The organism is Synechocystis sp. PCC 7509, from assembly GCF_000332075.2.
Lineage (GTDB): Bacteria > Cyanobacteriota > Cyanobacteriia > Cyanobacteriales > Chroococcidiopsidaceae > Aliterella.
The window spans coordinates 1,251,640-1,277,336 of record NZ_ALVU02000001.1 but is presented as its reverse complement, the minus strand read 5'-3'; the positions used below and the strand labels follow the sequence as shown (position 1 = coordinate 1,277,336).

Annotated in this window: 22 protein-coding genes and 1 pseudogene; all 23 read left to right on the top strand. The window is 37.3% G+C overall.

Annotation, left to right across the window (positions count from 1 at the left end; translation table 11 throughout):
* Window positions 1-481: 481 nt before the first annotated feature.
* The 23 genes and pseudogenes from SYN7509_RS0206495 to SYN7509_RS25295 all read left to right on the top strand — a co-directional run bounded on the left by SYN7509_RS0206495 (window position 482) and on the right by SYN7509_RS25295 (window position 25,696).
* The gene (locus SYN7509_RS0206495; protein ID WP_009634488.1) at window positions 482-1,315 is read left to right on the top strand and encodes a sulfotransferase family 2 domain-containing protein; all 834 of its coding nucleotides are present in this window, start codon (window positions 482-484) and stop codon (window positions 1,313-1,315) included.
* Window positions 1,316-1,627: 312 nt separating this feature from the next.
* Entirely contained in the window at window positions 1,628-2,404 is a 777-nt protein-coding gene (locus SYN7509_RS27520; protein ID WP_009634489.1) for a sulfotransferase domain-containing protein, read from the top strand.
* Between the two features lie 78 nt (window positions 2,405-2,482).
* Window positions 2,483-3,298 (top strand): sulfotransferase domain-containing protein, encoded by an 816-nt coding sequence (locus SYN7509_RS0206485; RefSeq protein ID WP_202807215.1) that lies wholly within the window; start codon window positions 2,483-2,485, stop codon window positions 3,296-3,298.
* Between the two features lie 82 nt (window positions 3,299-3,380).
* Window positions 3,381-4,004 (top strand): acyltransferase, encoded by a 624-nt coding sequence (locus SYN7509_RS31540; RefSeq protein ID WP_038020834.1) that lies wholly within the window; start codon window positions 3,381-3,383, stop codon window positions 4,002-4,004.
* Complete coding sequence (locus SYN7509_RS0206475) at window positions 3,998-4,897, top strand: methyltransferase domain-containing protein (RefSeq protein ID WP_009634492.1); 900 nt, start codon at window positions 3,998-4,000, stop codon at window positions 4,895-4,897. Before SYN7509_RS31540 ends, SYN7509_RS0206475 begins: the two co-directional genes overlap by 7 nt.
* Window positions 4,898-4,906: 9 nt before the next feature.
* Window positions 4,907-5,755: a class I SAM-dependent methyltransferase gene (locus SYN7509_RS0206470; RefSeq protein ID WP_009634493.1), complete on the top strand. Its 849-nt coding sequence runs from the start codon at window positions 4,907-4,909 to the stop codon at window positions 5,753-5,755.
* On the top strand, window positions 5,752-6,678 hold the full coding sequence (locus tag SYN7509_RS0206465; RefSeq protein ID WP_009634494.1) for an NAD-dependent epimerase/dehydratase family protein: 927 nt from the start codon (window positions 5,752-5,754) through the stop codon (window positions 6,676-6,678). Before SYN7509_RS0206470 ends, SYN7509_RS0206465 begins: the two co-directional genes overlap by 4 nt.
* Window positions 6,675-7,736 (top strand): annotated as a pseudogene (locus SYN7509_RS0206460) (glycosyltransferase); the annotation flags it as partial. The gene SYN7509_RS0206465 and the pseudogene SYN7509_RS0206460, both read left to right, overlap by 4 nt.
* Before the next feature lie 203 nt (window positions 7,737-7,939).
* Window positions 7,940-8,839 (top strand): glycosyltransferase family 2 protein, encoded by a 900-nt coding sequence (locus SYN7509_RS25300; RefSeq protein WP_009634496.1) that lies wholly within the window; start codon window positions 7,940-7,942, stop codon window positions 8,837-8,839.
* Window positions 8,836-9,402: an acyltransferase gene (locus SYN7509_RS31685; protein WP_009634497.1), complete on the top strand. Its 567-nt coding sequence runs from the start codon at window positions 8,836-8,838 to the stop codon at window positions 9,400-9,402. The genes SYN7509_RS25300 and SYN7509_RS31685 overlap by 4 nt, the downstream gene beginning before the upstream one ends.
* A gap of 44 nt (window positions 9,403-9,446) precedes the next feature.
* Window positions 9,447-10,256 (top strand): class I SAM-dependent methyltransferase, encoded by an 810-nt coding sequence (locus SYN7509_RS0206445; protein ID WP_009634498.1) that lies wholly within the window; start codon window positions 9,447-9,449, stop codon window positions 10,254-10,256.
* Window positions 10,257-10,294: 38 nt separating this feature from the next.
* Window positions 10,295-11,404, top strand: coding sequence for a hypothetical protein (locus SYN7509_RS0206440; RefSeq protein WP_009634499.1), 1,110 nt, complete (start codon window positions 10,295-10,297; stop codon window positions 11,402-11,404).
* Between the two features lie 55 nt (window positions 11,405-11,459).
* Window positions 11,460-12,863 (top strand): hypothetical protein, encoded by a 1,404-nt coding sequence (locus SYN7509_RS0206435; protein ID WP_009634500.1) that lies wholly within the window; start codon window positions 11,460-11,462, stop codon window positions 12,861-12,863.
* 9 nt (window positions 12,864-12,872) lie between these two features.
* Entirely contained in the window at window positions 12,873-14,048 is a 1,176-nt protein-coding gene (locus SYN7509_RS0206430; protein WP_009634501.1) for a glycosyltransferase, read from the top strand.
* A 148-nt stretch (window positions 14,049-14,196) separates the two neighbouring features.
* Window positions 14,197-15,375 carry a glycosyltransferase gene (locus tag SYN7509_RS0206425; RefSeq protein WP_009634502.1) on the top strand — a complete coding sequence of 393 codons (1,179 nt, stop codon included), beginning with the start codon at window positions 14,197-14,199 and terminating at the stop codon, window positions 15,373-15,375.
* Window positions 15,372-16,031 carry a class I SAM-dependent methyltransferase gene (locus SYN7509_RS0206420; RefSeq protein ID WP_009634503.1) on the top strand — a complete coding sequence of 220 codons (660 nt, stop codon included), beginning with the start codon at window positions 15,372-15,374 and terminating at the stop codon, window positions 16,029-16,031. The genes SYN7509_RS0206425 and SYN7509_RS0206420 overlap by 4 nt, the downstream gene beginning before the upstream one ends.
* A complete protein-coding gene (locus SYN7509_RS0206415) occupies window positions 16,031-16,822 on the top strand; it encodes a glycosyltransferase family 2 protein (RefSeq protein WP_009634504.1) in 792 nt (263 codons plus the stop codon). Before SYN7509_RS0206420 ends, SYN7509_RS0206415 begins: the two co-directional genes overlap by 1 nt.
* A 15-nt stretch (window positions 16,823-16,837) precedes the next feature.
* Window positions 16,838-17,401: a YdcF family protein gene (locus SYN7509_RS0206410; protein ID WP_009634505.1), complete on the top strand. Its 564-nt coding sequence runs from the start codon at window positions 16,838-16,840 to the stop codon at window positions 17,399-17,401.
* 95 nt (window positions 17,402-17,496) lie between these two features.
* Complete coding sequence (locus SYN7509_RS0206405) at window positions 17,497-18,462, top strand: GDP-mannose 4,6-dehydratase (RefSeq protein WP_009634506.1); 966 nt, start codon at window positions 17,497-17,499, stop codon at window positions 18,460-18,462.
* A 108-nt stretch (window positions 18,463-18,570) separates the two neighbouring features.
* On the top strand, window positions 18,571-19,110 hold the full coding sequence (locus SYN7509_RS0206400) for a WcaF family extracellular polysaccharide biosynthesis acetyltransferase (protein ID WP_009634507.1): 540 nt from the start codon (window positions 18,571-18,573) through the stop codon (window positions 19,108-19,110).
* 521 nt (window positions 19,111-19,631) lie between these two features.
* The gene (locus tag SYN7509_RS0206395) at window positions 19,632-21,035 is read left to right on the top strand and encodes a glycosyltransferase family 4 protein (protein WP_009634508.1); all 1,404 of its coding nucleotides are present in this window, start codon (window positions 19,632-19,634) and stop codon (window positions 21,033-21,035) included.
* A gap of 73 nt (window positions 21,036-21,108) precedes the next feature.
* The gene (locus SYN7509_RS0206390; RefSeq protein ID WP_009634509.1) at window positions 21,109-23,370 is read left to right on the top strand and encodes a GumC family protein; all 2,262 of its coding nucleotides are present in this window, start codon (window positions 21,109-21,111) and stop codon (window positions 23,368-23,370) included.
* Entirely contained in the window at window positions 23,318-25,696 is a 2,379-nt protein-coding gene (locus SYN7509_RS25295; protein WP_009634510.1) for a hypothetical protein, read from the top strand. The genes SYN7509_RS0206390 and SYN7509_RS25295 overlap by 53 nt, the downstream gene beginning before the upstream one ends.
* The last annotated feature ends 1 nt before the right edge of the window (window position 25,697 follow it).

Sequence of the window (25,697 nt, the reverse complement as noted above, 5' to 3'; positions counted from 1 at the left end):
TGGTACTTTCATGACGACTAAGTTAAGCTCTTGTGAGTTTTTCTAAAACAACTTTATAAAGTCAAACTAAATTAGTTGAGTGTAAGTTACCTGGGAGAGCATTAATTGAGAGTAAATAAATTAAAAGCAATTGGAAAAAGTAATTTGTTGTGCTGTCAAAGCCTCATTTTACCGACTTTAATATTGAAGCAACAGCAAAAAAAATATAAAATAATCCCCTATTTGCCAAAATAGTTTAACAAGCGTAATTAATTGTTTTACCTTATGCCAGATAGTCGCCAAGCATAATTAATAACTAAAGCAGTAAGGTAAAAGACACAAAAAAAATTTGTGCAAGTCTTAAGAACTATGTTATTTTCTAGCATAGCGTGTTGCTTTAGGTTCGTTGCAAGCAATCAGTCTAGTTAAACATTTTGAGTAGTAAACGAGGTTAAAACTTAAGCGAGCCATTGCTTGAACCTAATATGATAAAAGTAATCCAATGCAAAAACTAAATAACACCGCTTTGATTTTTTTACATCTTCCTAAGACTGCTGGAAGTACTTTAAATAATATAATTAGTCGGCAGTATAATTCAAAAAATATTTATAATCTTTATGGAAATGCGGATCAGATTTTAGAATTAACTGAAAACTTCAAACATTTATCTGAAAAACAGCACCAAAACATCAAAGTTATTAAAGGTCATATTTGTTATGGATTTCATGAGCTTTTAGTTCGTCCGGCTACCTATGTAACTTTACTGCGCGAACCTGTCGATAGAGCAATTTCGCTTTACTACTATATACGTCGCCATCCTGCTCACCGACATTATGAACTGATAACATCTAAAAATATGAGCTTGGATGATTATATTTATAGCGGCGTAGCAACTCAATTAGACAATGGTCAAACTAGAATGATAGCAGGAGTCGATGCCAATAAAGTAGAGTTTGGAAAATGCTCTGTAGCAATGTTAGAAAAAGCTAAAAAAAATATTAATACCCATTTTTCCTTTGTAGGTACGACTTCTAAATTTGATGAAAGTTTAATGTTGCTTAAAAATTATTTTAGCTGGAGTCTTCCACTGTATCAAAAGCAAAATGTTACCAAAAACAGGCCGGAAACTTCTGACATTTTAAATAGTACATTGAATGTAATTAAAGATTTAAACAAATTAGATATAGAATTATATAAATACGCTGAAACCAAAATTGAGCAACAGATTGAGCAACAAGATTTTTTAGCCAAAGAACTTAAAGCTTTTAATTTTGTAAATAATGTTATTTATGCAAACTATCTTAAAGTTAAACACAAATTGTTGATTGGTGGTTAGCTTGAATAAACCATTTTTGCTTTGATAGATAGAGGTGAAGTACAACCTATTAGCCATAAATACAATAGATTTTTTTTAATCAATATTGTTATTATGTGTTGTTAATATCAATCATAAAGTTTTTACCAAAATCGGCATAAAAATAGTTGTTTATGATTTAAGTTAATGTTATTTGAGAATAAAGATATTTCAAATATTACAAATGTAGCTTAGTATATTGATGATGAGTAAAAAAACGAATTAAAAATTCATTTTCAAGAATTATTAATAAAAAATAAAACAGCAGTAAATTAAATGGTACTCTTTTAAAAAATGCTCAAAACAAATGTTCGGAAAATATTAAATATTTTCAAAGAGTCAAAATCAAATATTGAAATATCTACTGATGATATTTTTTTAGTTTCCTATCCTAAGTCTGGTAATACTTGGCTACGTTTTTTACTTGCTAATTATTTAACTGACAATCAGTGTAATTTTGACAACGCTCATTTGTTAATACCAGGTATTCACTTTACGCAGAAGCAATCTATTAGTAGTCAAGACAGGTTAAAATTTGTTAAAAGTCATCAGCCATTTACAGGCGATTATCATAAAGTTATATATTTAGTTCGAGATGGAAAAGATGTAGCCGTATCTTACTATTTCCATGCAAAAAAGTTTGGTATAGTTAGCAAAGAAGAAACGTTTGAAGACTTTTTAATAAAGTTCAATGCAGGTAAAGTTGATAACTACACAGCTTGGAGTGACCATGTTAATTCTTGGTTGAACAATCCAACAAAAGATTTTCTGTTAATTAAATATGAAGACTTAAAATTAAATCCATATTTTGAATTAATTAGAGTTTTAAAATTTGCCAAAATTGTTATTGATACCAAGTTAGTAAAATCTGCGGTAGAAGCCTCTAGTTTTGAAAGCATGAAAAAACTAGAGCTTGAACGAAAAGAACAAATTATTAAAGATTTAGATCCTAGTATTCAATTTGTAAGAAATGGTAAAATTGGAGAAGCTGAAATGTATTTTAATCAAGAGTTAATGACGAATTTTATTGCAGTACATGGATTAACTCTCAAACAACTAGGCTATTTATAATAAGTTAAGTTTTAAAGAGTTTTTTTAGGCAAGTTAATTTTTATAGAGGTACATATGCTGTTAAATATTAAATCTAAGATGAACAAGCAACAAGTATTAATTAATTTATATAAGCTTTATCGAAGATTTGGAGTAGTTCAATATTCTCCCTACGACAATATTTATCATTGTTGTACTCAAAAAACTGCTAGTCAATGGTTTAAAGCGATATTTAACGATCCGATATTCTACAAATATACTGGTTTAGAAGTACATCCTTTTAATCAAATACCTAACAGATTACAAGATGCAGCCTTCAATGAACCTTTGCCTAAACGCACAATTGGTACTAATTTCTATATTGATTACCCAACTTATATAAGTATTCCTAAGCCAAAGTCCTATAAGTCTTTTTTTGTTTTAAGAGATCCACGCGACATTGTAATTTCTTGGTATTTTTCGGTGCGATATTCCCACACTCCAAATCGTTTAGTAAATCCTGTAAGAGATGAGTTGAATAAATTAAATTTAGAAGATGGTTTGACTTACAGTATATATAAACTTAAAGACGTTGGTCTATTTGCTGCTCAAAAATCTTGGATGGAAGCAGCTAAAAGTGATAGTAAAATCAAAATAATACTTTATGAAGATTTAGCAAGCAATAATTTCACTTGTTTAAAAGACATTTTTAAATACTTAGATATCCAAATGCCAGAGGATCAAGTTAATATTTTGTACGAAAGACACAAAATTGATAATCATTTCCAAGGAAGAGAGCAAGGTAAGGAAGATATAAGTTCCCATTACCGTAAAGCATCAGCAGGAGATTGGAAAAATCATTTCAATCCATCAACTGAAGCGTGTTTTAATGAAGCTACAGGAAACTTATTAGAGGTGCTAGGTTATATTGAATAAGTTTGACAGTAGTAGGGGTTGGTAGCTGATTAAGAAAAATGCTTTTACAACTAAAAATCGGCTTCTCTAAATGAATAAGAGTATGGAGTCTAATAAAAATAAGTTGAAGTATCAACTTTATAAAGCTGTATCAAGCTTAATAAAATTTGGAAGTCAGGTGGAATTAAATAATATTTTTTTTCAAAATGCTATTGTAGATACCTCTGTTAAGATTATGCCCCAGGCTAGAATTGATAATTTGGCAAATAACTCTGAATTAATTTCAATTGGTAAAAATTCTGTAGTAATGGGTCAACTACTTATATTTGCTCATGCGGGTAAAATAGACATTGGACAAGATTGTTATATAGGAGAAGGTACGCGCATATGGTCTGCAACCTCAGTAAAAATTGGCGATCGCGTCCTAATTTCACATAATGTAAATATCCATGATACAAATTCTCACTCTACCGATGCCAATCTAAGACATAATCATTTTACTAAAATCATGTCAAGTGGTCATCCTACAATTAATGATGTTGGTATAGAATCCCAACCTGTTTACATCAAAGATGATGTCTGGATAGGATTTAACTCCACAATCCTTAAAGGAGTAACCATTGGCAAAGGAGCAATTATTGGGGCTTGTTCTGTGGTAACTAAAGATGTTCCTGAATTTGTAATTGTGGCAGGAAACCCAGCTAACATAATTAAAAAAATATGCTAATCACGTCCTTAAAACAAGTTTACGAAAATTTCCGAGACTGGCGATATAAGTCAATAAAAAACAAACAAATTAAAGCTTATATTAACAACGAGCGCAAACCTTGGTCTGTAGGTTATGAATTATATAAAAAAGATTTTATCTACAACGTTATTAATGATGCTTCTACCTTAGAAAAATTCCGTAATAATCAAAAGCTATCGGAAAAATATGGAGAGTTTTTAGATGAGCGAGTAGTTGAGTATCCTTGGTTTTTGTCGCGAGTTGATAACAAAACAAGCAAAATACTTGATGCGGGATCTATATTAAATTATGACTATGTTTTAAAACACGATCGCCTTTGCTCTAAAGCTATAACAATTGTGACTTTAGAACCAGAACCTAACTGTTACTGGGAAAATAGGATTTCCTATGTATTTGGAGACTTGCGGCAATTAGATTTCAAAGACAATTGTTTTGATGAAGTAGTTTCGCTGTCAACAATTGAACATATTGGCATGAATAATTCAATTTACTCTGACAACGAAGCTTTCCAAGAGAAAAAAAATTTAGACTTTCTCTTAGCTGTGAAGGAATTTAAAAGAGTAACTAAACCAGGAGGAAAAGTTTATATTAGCGTTCCTTACGGTAAATATACAGATTTTGGCTGGTATCAACAGTTTACTAAGGAAATGATTGACCAATTGATCGCTACTTTTGCGCCGAGTAAATTGGTGGAGACTTATTATTGCTACGAAGCTGGCGGTTGGTCAATAAGCGACAAAGAACATTGCCAAGACTTTGCTGGGTTTAATATTCACGATACAAAATATTTCAATCCAAAGAGTACAAAAGATTACGATCCCGATTATGCTGCTTGTAGCCGAGCGATCGCCGCCCTAGAACTTTGGAAATAAATTGTTAGTATGAACACAAATTTTACTCATACTTGGGAACAAGCTGTAAGTTGGTTGCGATCGCAGCCAGAACAGCAAGCACTGGTAAAATATTGCTACTACGACGATCCGATCGAATCCGCCGCCGAACGATTTAGCAATAGCCAGGAGTGGTTAGCTGTAGAAAAGCTATTGCAAGGTAGTTTATCTGGGAAAGTCCTCGATTTAGGTGCAGGTAGAGGCATTTCTAGTTATGCTTTTGCCAAGGCTGGTTGTAACGTTACCGCCTTAGAACCCGATCCTAGCGCTTTAGTTGGCGCTCAAGCAATCCAATCATTAGTCGATAAAACTGGCGTAGCGATTCAAACTGTTCGAGAGTACGGCGAAACCTTACCTTTTGCTGCAAATACTTTTGATATAGTTTACGGACGTGCGGTTTTACATCACGCTCAAGATTTAGATAAGTTGTGTTCTGAAGCGGCTAGAGTTTTAAAGCCAAAAGGCATATTTATCGCTACCCGCGAACATATTATTTCCCGTAAAGAAGACTTACCAACATTTTTACAATCTCATCCCCTCCATAACTTATACGGCGGAGAAAACGCCTATCTGCTTACCGAGTATACCAATGCAATCAAAAAAGCTGGATTAAAACTAAAAAGCGCGATCGCACCCTACCAAAGTGTCATAAATTACGCTCCCATGACCGAACAAGAGTTTCAAGCAAAGCTCTCAACTTCTTTAACTGCTTATTGTGGTGGTAAATTAGCGGCGACACTTGCAACTAACAAATTGCTCCAGAAGTTATACAGTTGGCTGCTGTCCCAAAAGTCCAATTATCCCGGTCGTCACTATTCTTTTTTAGCCGCCAAACCATGACTAATTCTATCTTAGTGACTGGGGTTGCAGGCTTTTTAGGTCGATACATTGCCCGTCACTTCTTTGCTCAAGGCTGGTACGTGATCGGGATTGATAATTCACCACCAGAAAATGCACCCTTGGGCAATTTATCAGTCTACTATCGGCTAAGATTGCCTGACCCCCACCTCAGCACCTATTTAAAGCAACACTCTCCCCAAATTTGTATTCACTGCGCGGGTAGAGCATCGGTTGGTTTATCGGTGACTGACCCTATTGCCGATTATTATGCTAATACCGCTTTGACGCTAGAAATACTCAACTCTTTGCGCCTCGATGTACCTACTTGTCGATTCATTTATCTATCTAGCGCTGCCGTTTATGGCAATCCCCAATCTTTACCCGTCAGCGAAGATCAGCCGCCAAGTCCTGTGTCTCCTTACGGTTTTCATAAATGGCAAGGCGAACAGCTATGTTTGGAATTTACCAAAGTTTATGGTTTGCCTACCGCTAGTGTGAGGATTTTTTCTGCCTATGGTCCTGGTTTGCGTCGTCAGGTAGTTTGGGATATCTGCCAAAAAGTAATCGCCCAAAAATCGCTAAAACTGCAAGGTACGGGTCAAGAAAGTAGAGATTTTATTCATGCCCTAGATATTGCCAAAGCTTTAGACATCATAGCTACCAAAGCGCCCATGCAGGGAGAAGTGTATAACTTAGGTACGGGGAGAGAAGTTGCGATCGCTAACTTAGCTGTTATGGTGTTAGAGGCTCTAGGTTGTGACTATACCCCCACTTTTGATGGAGTTGTCCCTGTGGCTACACCTCTCAATTGGAGTGCAGATATTGCCAAATTAAATTTTTTAGGCTTTAATTCCTCTGTACCGCTAGAACAAGGAATCAAAACCTTTGCAAACTGGTGTCGAGCAGAATTAATCGGCGTATGATGACGAAACCTCTACGAATTGCTCTAATTATGCAAGGTGGTTCTGACTGGATTGGCGGTACAGAATACATTAAAAATTTAATTCTGGCTTTAGGAAGTCTCCCTATTGCCGTTCGTTCCAGCTTTGAATTGTGCTTAGTTTCTAGTAAGTCTGTAGATCCAAGTTTACATCAGCAACTCGAACCTTACATAAATGAAATTTATTATCAAGAGGATATAGAACCAAGAATATTTTTAAGTCGGGTAAAATGGAAATTAATCAAAACTGTATTTAATCAACCCTCTCCACAAATTGATACTTTTATTAAAAGAGCAAAAATTGATTTTATTTATCCTTACTTGACTCCAAATAAGGGTAAAAAATATTATCAGTCCGCCGCTTGGATTCCTGATTTTCAACATAAACATTTAACTCATTACTTTAGCGAAACCGAAATTCAAAGACGAGAACAAGCACATCAATATGCAACTCGTTATTCTGCTATTGTTGTTCTCAGTAGTAAACACGCTGCTAAAGAATTTAAAGATTTTTTTCCTGAAGCCGCAGAAAAAGCAAAAGTTTTGTCTTTTAGAACTTATAGCTTACCAGACTGGTACGAAGCTGACCCAACAGAAATTCAAACTAAGTACAAACTACCCGATCGCTTTTTTGTCATTAGCAACCAATTTTGGCGACACAAAAATCATTTATTAGTATTTGAGGCTTTAAATCTCTTAAAAAAGAAGTCAATTTATCCAATTGTGGTGTGTACTGGTAAAATTTACGATTATCGTCAACCAGAATACTCAGATACAATCAAACAAAGTCTTCAACAGCTTGATATCGAACAACAAGTACCTTTATTAGGTTTGATACCTAAACTAGATCAAGTCCAGCTAGTGCGACGTTCTTTAGGGATAATTCAACCTTCACTTTTTGAAGGCTGGAGTACCGTTGTTGAAGATGCTAGAGTTTTAGGAAAACCTATTGTCCTTTCGGACTTTCCAGTACATTTAGAACAAAATCCCCCCAATAGTATGTTTTTTGAGCGCCACTCCCCAGAAAGTTTAGCTATTATTTTAGCCGATTGGTGGGAGCGTCTTACACCAGGACCTAATTTGGAGCAAGAAACTACAGCTAGAAAAAATAATATTAACGATGTCCGCACTTTTGCTGAACAATTTATTGCTATTGCTAGAGGTAGTTGTAACAAGTAAAGCAGCTAAATTTACAACGATGATTTAATTTTGTTTTATTTATAAAAATAGCCCTTAATTTAACAATGTCAACTATTAATCCTGCTTTAACCCTTGACGATTTACCTGCCCCACCACCGAGGAAATCTGGCTGGCCATGGACAGAACAAAGCCGCCCACCCTTAGTTAGTAAAATGCCTCCAATTAGTATCATAACTCCTAGCTACAACCAAGGTGAATTTATTGAAGCTACTATTCGCTCGGTTTTATTGCAAGGTTATTCTAATCTTGACTACATTGTAATTGATGGAGGTAGCACAGATAATAGTGTAGAAATTATCAAAAAATATCAACCCTACTTATCTTACTGGGTTAGTGAAAAAGATGGCGGTCAATCTGATGCGATTAATAAAGGAATTAATAAAAGCACAGGAGAAATAATTGGATGGATAAATAGCGATGATGTTTATACAAAAAACTCGTTTAGTAAAGTTATTAATGGATTTAGCCGTAACTCAGATTGTATTTTAGTTCATGGCGATCGCATTTTAATCGACCGCGACGATAATGTTACGGGATGGGGATTTTTGCCAGCTTTCGATCCAACAAAAGCAGGTTTCAATGTTTGTTCAGAAACAGCCTTTTGGCGGCGCTCTGCAATGGAGCAAGTGGGATTATTAGATAAGGATCTTAAATTTGCTGTTGATTTAGAATTTTTTTGTCGCCTTTACAAAGTTGGCAAGTTTATTAAACTAAATGAATATTTAGGTTATTTTAGATGTCACGCAGATAGTAAAAGCTCGACTATTGCTCATATTGGTAAGCAAGAAGCGGAAAGAGAATGGCAAAAATTGTTTGGTTCAGATAATACAAACTGGAAAGTATCACCGCAAAGTAATTTTTTTATACATAGATTATCAATCTTTAAACATCCTATATTAATTGGATATCCTTATTTAGTTCATAAATTTAAAAATAAATTATGAGAAAAAGATTTTGTAATTTATTAAACTACCTGATTAAAATATATGGTGATGGTTTTTTATATATAACTAACCGCTTAATTTCTCAAGTCCCATTTCATTTTATCCGCTTAGGTTTTTACCGACTGTGTCTTAGTTTTGAAATCGGTACAGGCAGCCATATTTTTATGGATGCTTGGTTTGATTGTAAAAAAAACTTTAGTATAGGTAAAAACAGTACAATTAATCAAAAATGTCGATTAGATAATCGTGGCGGGATCGCAATTGGCGACAATGTTTCAATTTCAGCAGAAGTATGTATTTTAACAGGGGATCATGACTTACAAAGTCCAGACTTTTCAGGTAGAGTACGTCCAGTAGTTATTGAAGACTATGTTTTTATTGGCACAAGAGCGATGATTTTACCTGGTGTGACTATTAGTAAAGGTAGTGTAGTCGCCGCCGGAGCGGTTGTAACCAAGAATGTAGAACCATTTACAATTGTGGCTGGAATTCCCGCTAAGTCTATTGGTATCCGTAGTTCAGATTTGAATTATAGTGCTAGTTACTTGCGATTATTTTTTTGAACAATCGATTATATTTTTATTTTTTAAAGCAACTAAATAAAACCATGAAAAAAGTAAATCCACAACCTAGTTGGCCTGAAACATGGCAATATAGCTATCCCTACGACTTAATGGAAATTTATGGGGACAAAAATTCTTGCGGTTATGCTTACGCTTATGCAAATCGTCGCCAACATATTTTAGACTTAATTCAACAAGTAGCGAAGCCAGGAGCAAAAGTTTTAGATGCGGCCGCAGGTCAAGGCAATTTTAGTTTGACATTAGCTGAATTAGGTTATGAAGTTACTTGGAACGATCTACGTGCAGAATTAGTTGATTATGTCAAGCTTAAGTGGGAAAAGGGTACTATTCATTATGTAGCGGGCGACATTTTTAGTTTAGGTGATGATTTAAAATTTGACGTAATTTTAATTGCTGAAGTAATTGAACACGTCGCCCATCCAGATGAGTTTTTAAGCAAAGTCTCTCAAATGCTCAAACCTGGCGGATATATTGTGATGAGTACGCCTAATGGGGAATATTTTCAGAATCGTTTACCTAGGTTTTCAGATTGCCCCGATCCTAGCAAATTTGAAGCAGTACAGTTTAAACCAGATAGCGACGGTCATATATTTTTACTACATATAGATGAAGTGGAATCGATTGCTAAACAAGTAGGCTTAAAAATTTTAGAAACTAGAATTTTTACTAACCCATTAAGTAACGGTCATTTAAAACTTAGATTTTTATTAAAGTTTTTACCTCGTTTATGGGTTAATAAATGTGAGAAACTTACTACATCTTTGCCTGTGAAAATTAAAAAAAGAGTACATACAGCTATCGTTGTTTTATTTCAAATTCCAGTACAAAGCTAGGTATAGTGCTATTAAATTAAGAGAAGTAAGTAAATGTAATGTTGATTGTTCAAGTTGTGCCACGTCTTCCTCCAGCAGTTTGCGGAGTAGGTGATTATGCCCTAAATCTCGCTTGTCAGTTGCGTAAAGATTTTGGGATTGAGACACATTTTATCGTCGGTGATCCAAGTTGGTCAGGAGCAAAAGAAATCGCAGGATTTAGTATTAGTAAAGTATCAACACGCTCTACTAATGCTTTATTCCCACTACTACCATCAAACTTAGAAATTCCAATTACAGTGTTTTTACACTATGTAGGTTATGGTTATGAAAATCGAGGTTGTCCAATCTGGTTAGTTAGAGCTATCAAAAAATGGAAAAGCCAGTCATTTAACTCACGTTTAGTGACGATGTTTCATGAAATTTATGGTTTTGGGCCTCCTTGGACGAGTTCTTTTTGGCTATCACCATTACAAAAAAAACTAACGTCAGATTTAACCACTCTAAGCAATTTCTGCTTTACTAGCAGAGAAGGCTATGCCAAAAAATTATTTGAGTTCAGTCATAAAAAACAAACTCAAATTATCAATCTTCCCGTTTTTTCTAATATAGGTGAACCGGAAAGCCTACTACCGTTAGCACAGCGCCATCGTCAGCTAGTAGTATTCGGACGTAAAGATAGTAAATTGATAGTTTATCAGCGACATCTTGCCCTTGTAGAACAATTATGTCAAACTTTGCAAATAGAAAAAATTTATGATATCGGCGTTCCTACAGGTTTAGCTCCATCCCAAATTAACAACATTCCTATAGTAGAGATGGGAGTCATAAAAGCAGCAGAAGTCAGTAGAATTATGCTGGAATCCGTGGCCAGTTTGTTAGGTTCACCTTCTTCAGCATACTTAGCTAAATCAACAATATTTGCAGCTTGCTGCACTCATAAGCTAATCCCTATCCTCACTTCCTCTAATTCTGTGTCAACGGATAATTTAGAAGCTGGGAAACATTACTGGGTGGCAGAAGAACAATTAGAGCAATTATGTATGGACAGAGGACAAGCGATCGCAGATAATGCCTATGACTGGTATCAACCTCATAGTTTATTAATGCAAAGCAAAATTTTTGCTACTCACCTTGAGATTACAACTCCAGAGGAGACAATAAAGTAGAAAAAATAAACATCGAGGAATCTTTACTAATTTGCATAAGTAAAAGGGCTATTGCGTGACTTTACTAATCGGTTTATTAGCTATTTTAGCTTTAGGTTTTTTATGCTTCCAAAATTGGCGGCGTTCTATTTATCTATTATTTATCATTGTAATTATTGAAGGTGCAATAAGAAAATGGATTTTTCCCCAATTTAGTGAACTAATTTACTTTTTAAAGGATTTCATACTTGTAGGAATTTATATTAATTACTATATTTTATCAAACTCAGATAAGAAATACCCAATTAAAAATTGGGGTATTAATAGTTTAACCTTTATAACAGTTGCTTGGTGTGTGTTTCAAGCATTTAACCCTAGTTTAGGATCGCCCCTAGTGGGAATTTTTGGGCTGAGAGGTTATATATTTTATATCCCTTTGATGTGGATGATTCCATCCATGTTTTCATCAGAAAAAAAACTATACAATTTTTTGCGGCTGCATACTTTTTTCATGATTCCTGTGGGTATTTTAGGATTTTTACAATTTTTTAGTCCAGCTTCCAGCATTCTTAATGCTTATGCCAATGATGAAGCAATCTCTAGAGCTACTTTTGGTAATACAGGTGCAGCTAGAATTACAGGCACATTTTCTTTTCTTAGTGGATATTCCGTATATTTGATAGTGTGCTTTGGTTTATTAATAACTTTTCTTTCTCTAAAGCAATCTCGTTTGTGGTTATGGATTTTTGTATCTGAACTGTTTCTAGTGTGTGTTAATTCTTTTATGACTGGCTATCGTGTCGTAATTTTTGCCGCAGTTTTATTCCTATTTTTGTATTTCAGTGCTAAGTTAGTTACGCAGCCAACTAATACTTTGCGTTTGGCAAAAAAGTTTTTATTCCCAAGTCTTGTTGTTGCTATTGCAGCTTTTATTTGGTTTCGTCCGGCTATTGATTCTTTTTGGTTTCGCGTTACTTCTACTGATGATGTATCTGCACGTATTTCAGGAAGTTTAACTCAACCATTTAACTTTATTCAGTACAAAGAACTTGATGGATTCGGTACTGGAGCAACACACCAAGCAACTCCAGCACTTCGCAAAGTTTTGAAGTTACCTGCGGGGGAGCCAATTCCTGTAAGCTTTGAGCCAGAACCTGGTAAGATTGCTTTGGAACTTGGTCCTATAGGCTTTTTTCTTTGGTATGGACTTAGGATTGTCCTTGCTATTGCCCTTTGGAATGGATTTTTGAAATTAAGAAGACCTTTTTTGCGCCAACTAGCTCTTACTGCTTGCCTAATTCAAATAATACATATATCAAACCCTTTAGTTTTTCACCATACTTTCTCTATTTACTTTTGGTTTTTCTCTAGTTTTATCTGGTTATTACCAAAGCTGGAGAAAATAGAAAATAGGCAGGAAGAACAAGGATTCCTACAACAATATAATGATTATACATACTTAAATGAATCACCCTATTAATAGTTTTATATGCAAAAACCTATCTTATATTTATGGGTACCTAATATTTTTGAATTTAAAGGAGGCATTCAAGTATATTTACAAGATGTAATAAAAGCTATAAAAGATAATTATAAAAGTTTAAAAATAACAGTTTTTGACAAATTAGATAAAAGTTTACCAGACCAAGAAATTTACTCAACCAATATTAATTTTATTTTTAGTGGAAACGCGCCCGAAAAGCTCCGCACTTACAATTTTACTTGGCAATTGATTTCCCAAGCATGGGTTAAGAAACCACAATTAATTATCTGCGGTCATCTTAATTTTGCCTTTATTGCATTTTTGCTTTATCAAATAACAAAAACTCCTTATTGGATAATTGTTTATGGTGTAGATGCCTGGATGGTAACGAATTATTGGCAGAAAAAAGCTTTACATCAAGCTGAGAAAATTATCTCAATTAGTGGGTATACTCGCGATCGCCTAATTAAAGAGCAAAATTTAAAACCTGAAGAAATTGTCATCTTACCAGTTACTTTTGATGCTTCACGATTTCAAATTGCCCCTAAACCTCAACGTTTGCTTAATCGTTACGGCTTAAAAGCAGAACAACCCATAATTCTCACGGTAGCTAGATTAGATAATAATGAACGCTACAAAGGTTATGACCAAATTCTACAAGCATTACCGCAAATTCGGCGTTCTATCCCTAATATTCACTATATCCTCGTTGGTAAAGGAGCCGATCGCCCTAGAATTGAACAATTAATTAAACAATTGGCTCTACAAGAGTGTGTAACCTTAACTGGGTTTATCCCTGACGAAGAACTGGGCGATCATTACAACCTTTGTGATGTGTTTGCTATGCCTAGCAAAAAAGAAGGATTTGGGATAGTTTATCTAGAAGCTTTAGCTTGTGGTAAGCCCGTTGTCGGTGGAAATCAAGATGGCGCGATGGATGCTTTAGCTCATGGCGAATTGGGAGTTATGGTCGATCCTGATAATATAGAGGCGATCGCGCAAACATTGATTCAAATTTTGCAGAATAATTATCCTCACCCTATCCTTTATCAGCCTCAAGTTTTACGACAAAAAGTCATGGAAAAGTTTGGATTTGAGCGGTTTCAACAAACAGTAGATGAATTGTTACAAACTCATTTCATTTCTTGTAAAGATAAACCTCAACCAAAATTTTTGGCTTAGACTCAATTAAACTTATTTTCCTGGATCAATGGTTAAGTTGTTTAGGTCGCTTATATATGATGATTGCGCGGGTAATAATGTCTTACATTTTCTATCTGTTGATAACAAAACCATCAAATTTAGAGAAAGCTAATAGTAGAGCGCTGTTGTGAAAATTCTGCATATAATTCCCTCGGTTGCTCAAATTCGCGGCGGACCCAGTCAAGCAGTTTTAGAAATGGTTAAAGCCTTAAGAGAATGCGATCTAGAGGCGGAAATTGCTACAACTAACGATAGTGGCTCGGCTTTATTAAATGTGCCTTTGAATCGAAAAATAGACTACGAGGAAGTACCTGTATGGTTTTTCCCCCGTTTTTCTCCACAAATTGACTCGGTACGAGAATTTGCCTTTTCTCTTGAACTAACTAACTGGCTGTGGCAAAATATTGCCAAGTACGATATTTTGCACGTCCATGCAATTTTTTCTTATGCGTCTACCGCCGCAATGGCGATCGCCCGCTTTAAACGCATACCCTACATTGTTAGACCTTTAGGACAACTGTGTGAATGGTCTTTACAACAAGGCGCTCAGAAAAAACAAATTTATCTCAGTTTAATAGAACGCGCTAACCTTAACCACAGCCAAGCTATTCACTTTACCTCTCTACAAGAACAGCAAGAAGCAGCCTTTTTAGGTTTAAAAGCACCAAGTTTTATTTTACCTCACGGTCTTTCTATCCCTGAAACCATCCCCGATGCTCGTCAACAACTGCGACAGTTATTGAAAGTCCCCTTAGATGAACCAGTAATTTTATTTTTGTCGCGCCAGCATCCCAAAAAAGGTTTAGATTACCTAATCCCAGCTTTAGCAAAGTTAACAAATCAACGTTTTACTTTTGTCCTCGCCGGGAGTGGTACGCCGGAGTATGAAGCAGAAATCATTAAATTATTAGTTAATACAGGTATGCGCGATCGCACTTATATTACTGGCTTTGTGACCGGCGAAAGCAAAGATATATTACTCCAGGGAGCGGATCTATTTGCCTTAACTTCCTACTCGGAAAACTTTGGTATTGCTGTATTAGAAGCAATGGCGGTAGGATTACCTATAATTGTTACTCCTGGAGTTGCCTTAGCTTCTACCGTCAAACAAGAGCAAGTTGGTTATGTAGTAGAACTAGATGTAGAAAAAGTCTCTGCTACGATTAGCTATGCTCTAAACGATCAACAGCAAACTAAACAAATGGGCGATCGCGCTCGTCAATTAATTTTGGACAACTACCGTTGGCCCCAGATTGGTTTAAAACTGAGCCAGATATACAGTAATATTCTCAAACAGTCATCATGAAAACTATCTCTAACAAGCCAGAATATCACTACGGTAATAGCAATGCTGGGCATCATCACGCCTATCTCCTATCTCCTTTATTAGCGATGTTGAGGGAAAACACCATAGCTAACCAAAAACTACGCATTTTAGATTTAGGTTGTGGAAATGGTAGTCTTAGCAACTCAATTGCCCAGCAAGGTTACGAAGTTGTGGGCGTTGAAGAATCTGAATCGGGTTTTAAGTTTGCTAGTAGTAGTTTTCCTAATTGCCACTTTATCCAATCCAGCATTTATAATCTGCCTTACCAACAATTAGCAAATGCCTTTGATGTTGTCATTGCCTCAGAAGTAATCGAACACTTATTTTATCCTAGCGAGTTAGTTAGGGCAGCAAAAAAATGTCTAAAGCCGAACGGACGCTTAATTTTAACAACTCCCTACCATGGCTATTTAAAAAATATTGTTCTGGCTATCTCTGGAAAAATGGATAAGCATTTTACTACCCTTGTGGATGGTGGTCATATCAAGTTTTTTTCTGTAAAAACCTTAAGTAATTTATTAGAAGCAGAAAGCTTAAGCGATATCAACTTTCAATTTGCGGGAAGATTTCCCTATCTTTGGAAATCAATGTTATGTTCTAGCTCTCCAGTATCAATGTCAAAAAATATAGAATAATGTTTGAGCAAGTAACCCCACTTATTCTTACTTTTAATGAAGCACCTAATATTGCTCGTACCCTTGAACGTTTAACTTGGGCAAAAACGATTGTAGTTATTGATAGTTATAGTACAGACGAAACTTTAGAAATTTTGCAAGCTTATCCCCAAATCAAACTATATCAAAATAAATTTGAATCCTTTGCATCTCAATGTAACTATGGATTAGAGCAAATTACCTCAGAATGGGTACTCTCCTTAGATGCAGATTATGTTTTGAGCGATGAATTAATTGATGAGATTAGAAATTTACCAAAAGAATCGGAAGTAAATAGTTATATCGTTAAATTTAAGTATTGTGTTTTTGGCAAGTCTCTACGGGGAACTTTATATCCACCTCGTCAAGTTTTATACCGTCGAAAACAAGCTGTTTACAAAGAAGATGGTCATGCCCATCGCGTTCTGGTAGCTGGAAGTTACGCATTACTGAACTCTTACATTTATCATGACGATCGCAAATCCTTGGATCGATGGTTAAATGCTCAAAATAAATACATGATAATTGAGTCAAAAAAGATTCTCAAAACTCCTACTAACCAGCTTAGTTTTAGCGATCGCCTCCGCAAACAAAAAATTATCGCCCCTTTCGCAATATTGTTTTACTGCTTAATTTTAAAAAAAGGGATCTTAGACGGTTGGGCGGGTTGGTATTATGCTTTTGAACGAATGTTAGCAGAAACATTACTTTCAATTCGCTTGATAGAAATGGAAAAATTGCGGCAGGAAAAAACTAAAAAGATTGCTATTTAAAATAGCAAAAAACTGATGGGACATAAGCTACAACATCAAAAACATCGCTTTAGCTGTTTAGCAATATCAGGGCTAATTTTAGTCTTGGTTAGCGTTATTCCTATTCGTAGTGCGATCGCTCTAAAGATTGCCCCTTTTCCTCAAGCTATCCTGACGTTAGGCGGTGATATATATCGCGAAATATCTGCGGCTAATTTTGCGAAAATGTATCCAAACTTAGACTTATGGATTTCATCGGGTTCAAACTTAACCCCAAGGCAAGAAGTTATTAAAACTATTCCTCCGCACCAATTACACTTAGATCGCCGAGCCGTAGATACAGTGACTAATTTTACCTCTTTGGTCGCTGATTTTAAAACCCGCAAATTTCACCACATTTACCTAATTACTGATGACTATCATATGCGCCGAGCCAAAGCGATCGCCACATTTGTTTTAGGCAGTCAAGGAATTGCCTTTACTCCCGTTTCCATCCCCACCAATAAGCCTGTAGAATCGTGGTTGCCATTGCTGCGTGACGTTGGTCGAGCGTTGCTGTGGATATTTACAAGGCATACGGGAGCTAGTTTGCATCAGTAACCTATTCCGGCTCAAGATTTCGCTCCAAGGCGAAATAAAGCGTACTATAAAATTGATAATTATTTTGCTCGCCACTAAGGAGGAAACTAACGCCCTTGAAAAAAGCATTAATTTGTGGAGTATCCGGTCAAGATGGAGCGTATTTAGCTCAGTTACTTCTAAATAAAGGCTACACCGTCTGCGGTACATCCCGCGATGCTCAAATATCTTCTTTTCCAAATCTAACTCGCCTGGGTATCCGCGAAAGTTTAAAATTAGAATCCGTTGCCCTTAATGATTTTCGCAGCGTATTGCAGGCACTGGTAAAAATTCAACCAGATGAAGTTTATAATTTGGCTGGGCAAACTTCTGTCGGTCTTTCCTTCGAGCAACCCGTAGAAACATTAGAAAGTATCTCTATTGGCACTCTCAACTTACTAGAGGCAATTCGCTTTCTAGGTAAACCCATTAAATTCTACAACGCTGGCTCTAGTGAGTGCTTTGGCGATAGTAGCGACAAACCCGCCGATGAAACTACCCCTTTTCGCCCTAGAAGTCCCTACGCCGTAGCTAAAGCCGCCGCTTTTTGGCAAGTGGCTAATTACCGTGAAGCTTACGGCTTATTTGCTTGTTCTGGCATCCTCTACAACCATGATTCCCCTTTACGTCCCGAACGCTTTGTTACTCAAAAAATTGTCTCCTCCGCTTGCCGTATTGCTCAAGGGAGCATGGAGCAACTACATTTAGGCAATATTTCTATTCAGCGCGATTGGGGATGGGCTGCCGATTATGTCGAAGCTATGTACCTAATGTTGCAGCAAGAGCAGCCGGATGATTATGTAATTGCTACAGGTGAAAGTTACTCTTTAGCCGATTTTATTGCCGTAGCTTTTAATTGTGTGGGCTTGGACTGGCGTAAGTATGTTGTCAGCGATGCTAGTTTATTTCGTCCTACAGATATTGCCGTTGGTAGAGCCAATCCAGCTAAAGCCAAAGAAAAACTAGGATGGCAAGCAAAACATAAGCTTACCGATATAGTTCAAATGATGGTGCTTGCAAAGCAAGCAGATTTGATTAAATAATTGCCTTCTTGTCCTTATAATCAAAATCATTTTGGCAAACTCTTTGAGTAGGAGAATTTTCAAGCCATACTAAAGTTAATTTTAATCAGAATCCGTAAATATAGCTTAATGCGTTTAGACAATTACACTGTTGGTACTTATACTCCCGGCGCAACGCTCCTGAGACAAATTCTTTGGTACTTTATTGGCTCTCCATTATTTAGCAGCTATTGGCTACCCTTTACGGGCTTCAAAGTTTGGCTTTTACGTCGCTTTGGCGCAGAAATTGGGCAACAAGTCACAATTAAACCTGGCGTAAAAATAAAGTTTCCTTGGCGGTTGACGGTCGGTGATTATGTGTGGATTGGCGAAAATGCTTGGCTAGATAATGTTGCCCCCATCATCATTGAAAGCCATGTTTGTCTATCTCAAGAAGTGTATCTGTGTACGGGAAACCATGATTATCGCGATCGCAATTTTAAACTGATCCCGGCTCCCATTCATATCGAACAAGGTAGCTGGATTGCTGCGCGTGCAGTAGTAGGGCCTGGCGTAACTGTAGGTTCTGGGTCCGTTTTAGCTTTGGCTAGTGTAACTGGGCATAGTCTTCAACCTATGACTATCTATGCTGGCAACCCGGCTCAACAAGTAAAAAAACGTGCAATTTAATATTTAACGTTGGTTTTATTATTTACACCCTAGATAAACAATGCTAATTTTTTTCTAAGGTTAGTTTGCTCTCCGTAGTTTCATACCTTAAAACTTGCTCTGGCAAAGCCTCGCTCGCTCGACGGCGACAGTTTTCTTGCGATCTTTAAATAATTATTTATACACAAAAATTTATTTTACCCTACGTATTTCCCCTGTAATTAGTATCAAAAAAAATAACCTCCTCCGTATAATCACACTTGCCCAAAAATAGAATGTAAGTTAAATTCTTTGTGTAATTTTTTTTGAAGTAAATTTACATTTAACTTTTTACTGTTTGCCGAGTTTTAATTGTTTGAAGAATTTGAGAATTCTTCTTTTTTCTGATTTTTTTATAAGAAAACAATTTTTAATATTTTTTTTGATAAAAACAGGATTTATGGCAAAATTAAGCAAAACTTAAAAAAAAGTGGTAGATAGTAGGAAATCTTTATCATTCCATGGGAATATAATCTAAAAAATTAAGGGCTAGGAAATTGTCAATGTTAGAGAAAGATTTGTCAAAACCTGCTCCAACTAAACTAAAAGTAGTAAAGCAAAAAACTGACAATAGAAAGGAACTGCATAGTTGTTTTAAATTATCTATTTTTACCCAATTTTATCCTCCAGACTATGCAGCCACAGGGCAATTAATTGAAGAATTAGCCGTTCAATTAGGAAAGCTAGGTATAAATGTAAAAGTGTTTACAGGGCAACCAGGCTATGCTTTTAGAAAAAATTCTGCGCCTCTAAAAGAACGTTTAGACAAACTAATAATTAGGCGCAGTCGTACAGCTAGACTATTGAACTCACGTATTCGTGGCAAAGCAATCAACGGAATTTTGTTTTGCGTGCGATCGGGGTTTCATTTACTTAAAGCCGCCGGCAGAGGAGATATTCTATTAATCACCACTGCTCCACCCTTTCTGCAAGTTTTGGGATATCTAGCCAACCGTTGTTTCGGTACACCCTACATATGTCTAATTTATGACTTGTACCCAGATGTGGCGGTAGAACTAAAAGTAGTTTCCGCCTCTAATTGGCTAGTACAAAGCTGGGATTGGCTCAACAAAAAAATTTGGCAACAAGCTCAAAGTATTGTGGTACTTAGTTCTACCATGAAAGATAAAGTTCAAGCCAAATGCCCCGAAGTTAAAGACAAAATTTCGATAATTCATAACTGGGCTAACCCAGATTGGATTATCCCAATTGCTAAAGAAGACAACTGGTTTGCCCAAAAACATAATTTAGTAGATAAATTTACAGTGATGTATTCCGGGAACATGGGTCGCTGCCATGAAATGGATACAATTATGGCGGCAGCCAAACAACTCCAAAATGAAGACATTCAATTTGTATTTATTGGCGGTGGGGCAAAGCATCAAATTTGCGTTAAACAAGTTAGCGAACTAAATTTGCCTAATTGCCAATTTTTGCCCTACCAAGAAAAGCACATTTTACCCCATTCGCTAACAGCTTGCGATTTATCCTTAGTCAGCATTAGTTCGGGAATGGAAGGATTAGTTGCGCCAAGCAAACTTTATGGTATCTTAGCGGCAGGTCGTCCAGTAGCAGCAATTTGTGAATCACATTCTTACTTAAAATCGCTTTTATTAGAGGCAAAATGCGGTGTAACCTTTAACAATGGAGATGGCACAGGACTTGCACAATTTATTCGTCGCCTAGCTCAAGATCGAGAACTAGCCCTAAACATGGGTAAGGCAGGACGACAGTATTTAGAGTCTAATTTTACCCCAGAAATTATTGCTCTTGAATATTCAAAATTATTACGTCAAGCAACAATCGAGTCAAAAAAAACCATTAAGGAAGCTCTGGATGTAAAATCTGTAGTCAGCAACCTTAATTTTATTACAGAAATTAATAAAAAAGAAGACATTGAACGTTAGACTGTGGAAATTTAGATTGAAATACGCTCGAAAAAATTTATCCTGCACCGGATTGCTAATTAGTAGCTAACTTATGGAAGATCAACAACGCACGCAGCCATCAAACTTTGAGAAAAACGGCAAATACTCACAGCCATCGCTGCCAACTTATACAAATTCTTTACCTAATAATTCTAACCAAGATGGCGAGGACTTGGATTTACGGCAGCTAGTAGCAATAGTACGCCGCCGCATAGTAGTGATTGGGAGTGTAGCTGTTTCTATTGCGGTGGGCATTGGTTTTTGGACTTTTAGTCAACAACCAAAATACCAAGGTACATTTAGACTCTTAGTTGAACCTGTGACTACGGAAAATCAACTAGAAGGATTGACGCAACTTCCTGGGGTAACTTCTAATGTGCAGCAAAGCTTAGATTATAATACCCAAATTCAGGTATTAATCAGCCCTGAACTAATGGCTCCCATTGTTAAGAAACTAGCAGAGCAATACCCAGACATTAACTATAATGCAATGCTGGGAGCGCTGACAATTGAAAGATTTGAAACTACTAAGATTTTAGAAGTTAGCTACCGAGATACTGAAACAAAAAAAATTCAGTTTATTCTGCAACAGTTAGCTAAAGATTATTTAAAATACAGCCTCCAAGAGCGACAAACTAATTTACGACAGGGAATTGAGTTTGTAGATTCCCAACTACCCGAATTGGAATTGCGAGTCAATGGCTTACAAAGACAATTGCAACAATTTAGACAACAATACAACTTTATCGACCCAGAACTTAAAGCTCAACAACTAGCCGCGCAAGTAGATAATATTGAATTGCAGCGCTTGGAGACAGAAAAAGAACTAGCAGAAACTCGCTCGTTATACGCAAATTTTCAATCTCAATCGGGGGCTGCCCTGGCGGATAATCCTGACTTTTACGCGGCTAGCAATTCTCAGGAGCGCTCGGATACGGCTCAAGCCTTGAAAGAAGCGCCCGTATACCAAAAATTGATAGGTCAACTGCGAGATATAGAAAGTCAAATTGGGGCGGATGCTACCAGGTTTCAAGAAGACAGCCCAAATATGGTAAGCCTTCGCAACAAACGCGAAAACTTACTTCCAGTATTACGAGCAGAAGCACAACGGGTATTAGGCAATAAATTAGTAGAACTATCAACGAAAATTTCTGGTTTAGACGTTCGGTTAGCAGAAATTAGCCGCGCCGAAAATAAATTAAATGGATTTGTTGCGCAATTGCCAACCTTAGCTCGTCAATATACAGACTTGCAAAGAGAACTAAAAGTAGCAACGGAAAGCTTAAACCGATTTTTAGAAAAACGCGAATCATTACAGATAGAAAACGCTCAAAATGAAATACCTTGGCAAGTAATCGCGGCTCCTAAAGTCGGAAACGAACCGATTTCTCCCAATATTCAACGCAATTTAGCCCTAGGTGCGATCGCCGGAATTATGGCAGGAATCGCGGCAGCGTTGCTAGCAGAAAGATTAGATAATGTCTTTCACACTCCTGAAGACCTGAAAGACTTAACAAAACTGCCACTACTGGGAGTAATACCTTTTAATAAAGGTCTTAAGCAACTAGCCTCTTTAGCTCAAGCTAAGGTGGAAAAAAAAGCCGAAGGTTACAAATTGGTATTGCCGAGTATGAACAATACTCAAAATGAAAGTTACTTTCCTTTTGTAGAGTCTTTTCGTTCTTTGCATACTAATATCAACTTCCTGGGTTCAGATACGCCAATAAACTCCTTAGTCGTGAGTTCAGCCCAAAAAGGTGATGGTAAATCTACAGTATCGATTCAACTTGCCCAAGCCGCCGCCGCCATGGGACAAAAAGTGCTACTTGTGGATGCTGATATGCGTTTGCCACAAATTCATACTCGCTTAGGTTTACCCAACGAACAGGGATTGAGCAATATTATTTCTACCAATTTACCTATATATGAGGCGATTCAGCGATCGCCTTTATGGGAAAACTTGTTTGCGATTACTTCCGGTCAAATTCCCCCCGATCCTATTAAACTGCTCTCCTCCAAAAAGATGCAGAATATTATGGCCCAATTGCGGACGGAATTCGACCTTGTTATTTACGACACTCCACCAATTCTAGGACTTGCTGATAGCAGTATAGTGGCAACTCATACCGCCGGAATTGTCTTGGTAGTTAGAATGGCAAAAACTGACCGGAGTGTTGTTAGACAAGCCTTGGATGGTTTAAAACTTTCTCGCGCTAATGTCTTGGGACTGGTAGTCAATGGGGTGAAAAAACATAGTGGGAATGCGTACAATTACTACTACTACAAAGCCCGAACTCCTAGCGTTAATTCATGAACCTTTAAAAAAAGTGAAACATAAAACTGCTTCAATTGCTTTGCTAGGAATAGCATCAGCTTTGAGTATGGCAAGTAATGCTATTAAAGTATCTGCCATACCTATGAGTAATTCGTGGCAACAGATGATTAGCCACAGCCTGCCCACTGGATGGGCGCTGCGCCTACCATCGCCTGATTGGTTCGTTGCTCATGTCGGTCAACCCAATCGCCAATATATCCAAGTTACACCAGCAAATCAATCTGATTTAACAGTAAATATATTTAACTGCCCTGAACAAATAACTTCTTGCTTGGTCGGGAGTGTAGCCGTAAGCGATCGCTTATTAGCTACTACTGCCAAAAAATTCCAGCAATATCAGGAAGTTGCAGCACCGATTGCTCTAGGTGAAAATTTGCGAGGTTATTTATTAACCACTTCCGAACTTTCATCAATTATGTGGGAGCAACAAAACCAAACTTATACTGTTACCCAGTCAGCATCCCCACAAAACTTAATTGAGATGGCAAGAGAAGTTGCCAATTCTCCCCTCATTAGTAATCGAATATCGCCAGCAACCACAAGCGAAGCGCTAGAGACAGCACCTCCCAAATTAGCCCAAGCAACCGAAGACAAATCACCGCGATCGCCAGTGACAACTCGTCACCCTGTCTTGTCAACCGCCGAGCAACTAAGTCAAGGAGAGATTTTAGTTAATTTACGTTACCGCCAATCTTTCCCGACGGGAAATGCTGCCGATACTGGTTTGACAGGTCAGCCAACAATTGGCGCTACTTGGGGCGTAACCGATAACTTAGAATTAACGGTAGATGTTCAAACTGTTGATAATTCAGGGCCAGGTCGCCAAGGCAGCTTTGATGTTAAAAGGATTAATGCCGATGAAACTAGCCCAAATTTCTTTCAAGAAATTACTTTCCAAGGTAAGCAAAGAATTTGGGAAAACCAATCAAGAACGCAAGCACTGAGCGGTGTAGTTGCTTTTTCTACAGGTTTGCAAGGACGACCTTACAGATTTACCAATGCCACGACAGGAGCGATCGCAAGTCAAGGTAGAAATAACGGACTTGTTACTTCCCTGGAATTACCTTACACAATTTCCCAGGGCGATCGTTTGCAGTTGACTTTATCCCCAAAAATTGCTTTTTTACCCGACAGTCACGCCCTGTATTTTGGTACGCCACCAGTTCGTAATCCTGACTCCTTTGGGACAACTTTCGGCGTAGCGGGGGGCGTTACTTATCGAGTTTTACCTCGGCTTCTACTATGGGGCGATGCCTTTGTCCCCTTTACAGGTAATAACTCTATTAATCGCGAAACCGGGCTTCCAGCTCGTACCGTCGCTTTTAACGCGGGCTTGCGCTACCTAGTCAATCCTCGGTTAGCCACCGATTTATTTGTTTCTAATACTTTGGGCAATACTGGAGCGATGTCTGTCGTGGGCGATCGCGCTTATACTTCTTTGGGCTTGGGCGTAACATTTTTACCGGGAGTTACGGGGGCGAATCGCAGCTACGCTCAAAGTTTTGGAGAAACCCAAGAGCCACCCCCTAGCAGTAGCGCCGGATTTGCCTTTTTAGATGGCGGTACGGTGGCAAATGGGCAAGCTGTCCTCAATCTTGCGGGAGGAAGTCAAGGTATATTGGCTGCTTTGCGCTATGGACTATTAGACGACCTAGAATTTGGGATTTTTCTTGACTACGTTTCGGGAATTATCGACGAATCGGAATTTGGTTTTAGCGGCAAAATTAGATTTCTCCATCAAGCGGATGGCGATCCTTTTACTTTAAGTGGTGTCGCTACCCTGGCTCGCTCGAATAACGTGCTAATCAACCTCATCGAAAACAATCGTAATGAGTTCGAGCAAAGAGGACTCGATAAGGGTGGGTTTGCGTTTAGTAATGAAGGAGACGGCGAATTATTTATCATTACTCTTTCAGCGCCCCTACATTATCAATTTAGCGGCGGTAGTGCCGTTTGGTTGACTCCTACCTTGGGATTTGTGCAACGCAATGGGTTACAAATTGCTGGGTTTAATTTGGGCGGCTCGGTAGCGGTAAGTAGCCAATTAGATGCGATCGCCGAAGCCGGAATTAACCTGACAAGTGACGGGAATGCTTTTACCGGGGACACTCTAGAAAACGCTGTTCCTTGGACTGTGGGTTTACGTTGGCAACCATCAGGTTTATTTGGGGTTTCGGAAAACCCTCCCCAACTAGAGGCTTATTTAACCAACCGCGTAGGCTCGTCACCTTTTGAAACTCTGCGAGTCCGAGCCGATAATGATTTAGCTGTTGGTGTCGGCTTAGTATTACCAGTTCAATTTTAAA

What these genes read in the sequence shown, in the direction of transcription:
- SYN7509_RS0206495 (WP_009634488.1), top strand. Translation starts at nt 482, where the DNA reads ATGCAAAAACTAAATAACACCGCTTTGATTTTTTTACATCTTCCTAAG.
- SYN7509_RS27520 (WP_009634489.1), top strand. Translation starts at nt 1,628, where the DNA reads ATGCTCAAAACAAATGTTCGGAAAATATTAAATATTTTCAAAGAGTCA.
- SYN7509_RS0206485 (WP_202807215.1), top strand. Translation starts at nt 2,483, where the DNA reads ATGAACAAGCAACAAGTATTAATTAATTTATATAAGCTTTATCGAAGA.
- SYN7509_RS31540 (WP_038020834.1), top strand. Translation starts at nt 3,381, where the DNA reads ATGGAGTCTAATAAAAATAAGTTGAAGTATCAACTTTATAAAGCTGTA.
- SYN7509_RS0206475 (WP_009634492.1), top strand. Translation starts at nt 3,998, where the DNA reads ATGCTAATCACGTCCTTAAAACAAGTTTACGAAAATTTCCGAGACTGG.
- SYN7509_RS0206470 (WP_009634493.1), top strand. Translation starts at nt 4,907, where the DNA reads ATGAACACAAATTTTACTCATACTTGGGAACAAGCTGTAAGTTGGTTG.
- SYN7509_RS0206465 (WP_009634494.1), top strand. Translation starts at nt 5,752, where the DNA reads ATGACTAATTCTATCTTAGTGACTGGGGTTGCAGGCTTTTTAGGTCGA.
- SYN7509_RS25300 (WP_009634496.1), top strand. Translation starts at nt 7,940, where the DNA reads ATGTCAACTATTAATCCTGCTTTAACCCTTGACGATTTACCTGCCCCA.
- SYN7509_RS31685 (WP_009634497.1), top strand. Translation starts at nt 8,836, where the DNA reads ATGAGAAAAAGATTTTGTAATTTATTAAACTACCTGATTAAAATATAT.
- SYN7509_RS0206445 (WP_009634498.1), top strand. Translation starts at nt 9,447, where the DNA reads ATGAAAAAAGTAAATCCACAACCTAGTTGGCCTGAAACATGGCAATAT.
- SYN7509_RS0206440 (WP_009634499.1), top strand. Translation starts at nt 10,295, where the DNA reads ATGTTGATTGTTCAAGTTGTGCCACGTCTTCCTCCAGCAGTTTGCGGA.
- SYN7509_RS0206430 (WP_009634501.1), top strand. Translation starts at nt 12,873, where the DNA reads ATGCAAAAACCTATCTTATATTTATGGGTACCTAATATTTTTGAATTT.
- SYN7509_RS0206420 (WP_009634503.1), top strand. Translation starts at nt 15,372, where the DNA reads ATGAAAACTATCTCTAACAAGCCAGAATATCACTACGGTAATAGCAAT.
- SYN7509_RS0206415 (WP_009634504.1), top strand. Translation starts at nt 16,031, where the DNA reads ATGTTTGAGCAAGTAACCCCACTTATTCTTACTTTTAATGAAGCACCT.
- SYN7509_RS0206410 (WP_009634505.1), top strand. Translation starts at nt 16,838, where the DNA reads ATGGGACATAAGCTACAACATCAAAAACATCGCTTTAGCTGTTTAGCA.
- SYN7509_RS0206400 (WP_009634507.1), top strand. Translation starts at nt 18,571, where the DNA reads ATGCGTTTAGACAATTACACTGTTGGTACTTATACTCCCGGCGCAACG.
- SYN7509_RS0206395 (WP_009634508.1), top strand. Translation starts at nt 19,632, where the DNA reads ATGTTAGAGAAAGATTTGTCAAAACCTGCTCCAACTAAACTAAAAGTA.
- SYN7509_RS0206390 (WP_009634509.1), top strand. Translation starts at nt 21,109, where the DNA reads ATGGAAGATCAACAACGCACGCAGCCATCAAACTTTGAGAAAAACGGC.
- SYN7509_RS25295 (WP_009634510.1), top strand. Translation starts at nt 23,318, where the DNA reads ATGCGTACAATTACTACTACTACAAAGCCCGAACTCCTAGCGTTAATT.